The sequence below is a fragment of the Lentibacillus songyuanensis genome (genome assembly GCF_039548255.1).
GTDB lineage: Bacteria > Bacillota > Bacilli > Bacillales > Amphibacillaceae > Lentibacillus_C > Lentibacillus_C songyuanensis.
Window position 1 is genome coordinate 1 of the sequence record NZ_JBCLVH010000017.1, and the last position, 3,005, is coordinate 3,005.

A 3,005-nucleotide genomic window follows, 5' to 3' on the forward strand; every position below is an offset into this window, starting at 1 on the left:
GGTCTGGTAGTTCAGCTGGTTAGAATGCCTGCCTGTCACGCAGGAGGTCGCGGGTTCGAGTCCCGTCCAGACCGCCATTAATTTAGAGACGTTCAACACATGCTTTCATTTCATGAGATCATGTGTTTTTTATATTGGATTTTAATAAATTTGATTATTACTTCGTTCTTTCGTGAGTGTTCTAGCTAAAGGAAGGGAATAATCTATACTGTTTGAATCGCAACTTTGAATTATCCTGCAGATACATTTTCCTTTTCTTATCCTATTTTGCTATGATGAGTGTAGTAAACTTTTTAAGATTGGTGATTTAGATGGACGAATTTTCACTTATTAATAGTCTTAAACAGGCTAGTTATAAACAAGCTTCCTTAATAAAGGGAGTTGGCGATGATATGGCGATATTTAGGCAGACAAGTCAAGACATCGTAACAGCAGTGGATACGTTTGTGGAAAATATCCATTTTTCACGGGCGACAATGGACCCATTTTATGTTGGCTACCGAGCACTTGCTGCGAATGTCAGTGATTTGGCAGCAATGGGTTCTAAACCTGCTTTTTATCTGGTTTCGATTGTTATTCCATCGCATTGGAAAACTGAAGAGATCCAACAAATATTTAGAGGAATGAAAAAAATGGCTGGTCATTTTCAAATGGATTTGATTGGCGGGGATACCGTTTCGGGAAAAGAATTGTCTATCTCCATTACTGTTATTGGGTATGTTCCTAGGGATAAAGCACGCTATCGCCACTTGGCACGCTCAGGAGATGTTGTGTTCGTTACAGGAACATTGGGCGATTCTCGAGCAGGTTTACACATATTAAAGAATCCGGATGACTATAAAGACCGTGATTTCTATATCCAGCGTCATCGAAAACCAGCGCCGAGGGTATCCTTTGCCATGAATCTTACGTATGTTTCACGGGTCGCATTAAATGATATTAGCGATGGGATAGCAAATGAGGCAGCTGAAATTGCTAATGGTTCCGGGGTTACGCTGGTACTCGATTTTGCTAAGTTACCTGTTAGTGATGAATTTCACCAGTTTACGGCAAGTCAGCAACGGACGTGGTCATTATTCGGGGGAGAAGATTTTGAATTGATCGGTACTGTGCCTAGAAGTGATTGGCCACTTGTGGTTCAGGCTGCCGAGAGTACACGTACCCGAATAACTGAAATTGGCTATGTAACTGAGCGTTGTTCAGAGATGGTCTATTTACAAGAGAATGATCAGAAACGGCCATTAGAAAAGCAGGGATATACGCACTTAAAGCAGGTGATGCAGGATGAGTAATTACAAAATAGAAACTTATTCGGAAACAGAAACCATTATATTGGCTGAGCGACTGGCTAAACTGTTAAAACCAGGTGATGTGATTACCCTGGAAGGTGATCTAGGTGCAGGAAAAACAGCGTTTACGAAAGGGGTCGCACGCGGTATTGGTGTGAAGCGAACAGTTAACAGCCCGACATTTACAATTATCAAAGAGTACATGGGTAGCATACCATTGTATCATATGGACGTGTATCGTCTGGAAGATACCGATGAAGATATTGGCTTCTCCGATTATTTTAATAATGATGGTATCTGCATCGTTGAATGGGCGCAATTTATTGACGAGTTTTTACCGTATGATCGATTAAATATACGCCTTACATATCTGGGGGAACATGCACGTTTAATCGAATTTAGCCCGAGTGGTAGCCATTTTGAAGAGATGGTTGCCGCATTGATGGCTGGAGAATAAATGTTTTGAGGGGTTACTGTAATGAATTTATTGGCAATAGATACATCAAATCAAGTATTAGGTGTCGCTTTAATGAAAGATGACATACTAGTTGGGGAGTTTGTAACAAACATTAAGAAAAACCATTCCGTCCGGTTAATGCCGGCAATTGATCAATTAATGCGTGAAACAGACATGACTCCTGATATGCTGGATAAAATAGCAGTTGCAAAAGGGCCGGGATCCTTTACAGGAGTGCGAATTGGTCTGGCAACAGCCAAAGCAATGGCATGGGCTTTAGACATCCCGGTGACAGGTGTGTCAAGTTTGGAAGTGCTGGCATACCAAGGGCGCTTCTCTAATCGATTGATTTGTCCGTTCTTTGATGCTCGGCGTGCAAATGTTTATGCAGGTTTGTTTCAGTGGCAGGGTAATCAACTCCAGACAGTCAAGCAGGAACAGAATGTGGCAATGACGGACTGGCTCAAGCCATTAGCTGCAGCACAGCAAACGGTTCTATTTTTAAGCCCGGATATGGCATTATACCGGGAGAAAGTAGTGGAAGAGATGGGGGAGTTGGCTGTCATCCCAGACGGTCCGTACATGATAGCTAACCCATCACATCTGGCCTTAGCTGGGTTACAAAAGGGTGCAGACAATACACACGCTTTAACTCCAAATTATTTACGTTTGGCGGAAGCAGAAGCAAAATGGCTGGATGCGCAAAAGGATCAGAAGACAAATGGCTGAATTAGTTATTCGTCGAATGGAAGAAAAGGATATTGATGGGGTAACTAAAGTTGAGAAGGCATCATTTGCTGTACCATGGCCACGCGATATTTTTCAACAAGAAATAGTTGATAATCAATTTGCACATTATTTTGTCGTGCTAGTGGATCAAAAAATTGTTGGATATGCTGGTCTTTGGGTGGTTGCAGATGATGCGCAAATAACGAATATTGCTATCTTACCTGAATACCGGGGGAATAGGCTAGGGGAAAAATTATTTCGATATGTGATGATACAAGCTTTTCATATAGGTGGCCGGCGTTTGTCATTGGAAGTTAGGCTATCGAATCTGATTGCTCAGCATTTGTATCGAAAGTTTGGCTTAGTCCCAGGTGGTATACGTAAAAACTATTATACCGATAATCAGGAAGATGCAATGGTAATGTGGGTGAATTTATATGAAAAACGATAACTATATTCTGGCCATCGAGACAAGCTGTGATGAAACGGCGGTGGCAATTGTTAGAAATGGACGAGAAATTATTGCTAAT

4 protein-coding genes and 1 tRNA gene are annotated in these 3,005 nt (G+C 41.7%); all 5 read left to right on the plus strand.

Features of this window, described 5'->3' with window-relative positions; genetic code table 11:
* Nucleotides 1–77, plus strand: a tRNA-Asp gene (locus WMZ97_RS15295).
* Nucleotides 78–311: 234 nt separating this feature from the next.
* Nucleotides 312–1,292, plus strand: a complete 981-nt coding sequence (gene thiL, locus WMZ97_RS15300; RefSeq protein ID WP_343272960.1) for a thiamine-phosphate kinase — start codon at nucleotides 312–314, stop codon at nucleotides 1,290–1,292.
* Nucleotides 1,285–1,746 carry a tRNA (adenosine(37)-N6)-threonylcarbamoyltransferase complex ATPase subunit type 1 TsaE gene (tsaE, locus tag WMZ97_RS15305; protein WP_343272961.1) on the plus strand — a complete coding sequence of 154 codons (462 nt, stop codon included), beginning with the start codon at nucleotides 1,285–1,287 and terminating at the stop codon, nucleotides 1,744–1,746. The genes thiL and tsaE overlap by 8 nt, the downstream gene beginning before the upstream one ends.
* Before the next feature lie 21 nt (nucleotides 1,747–1,767).
* Complete coding sequence (gene tsaB, locus WMZ97_RS15310; RefSeq protein WP_343272962.1) at nucleotides 1,768–2,475, plus strand: tRNA (adenosine(37)-N6)-threonylcarbamoyltransferase complex dimerization subunit type 1 TsaB; 708 nt, start codon at nucleotides 1,768–1,770, stop codon at nucleotides 2,473–2,475.
* Nucleotides 2,468–2,926 carry a ribosomal protein S18-alanine N-acetyltransferase gene (rimI, locus tag WMZ97_RS15315; protein WP_343272963.1) on the plus strand — a complete coding sequence of 153 codons (459 nt, stop codon included), beginning with the start codon at nucleotides 2,468–2,470 and terminating at the stop codon, nucleotides 2,924–2,926. The genes tsaB and rimI overlap by 8 nt, the downstream gene beginning before the upstream one ends.
* Nucleotides 2,927–3,005 lie beyond the last annotated feature (79 nt).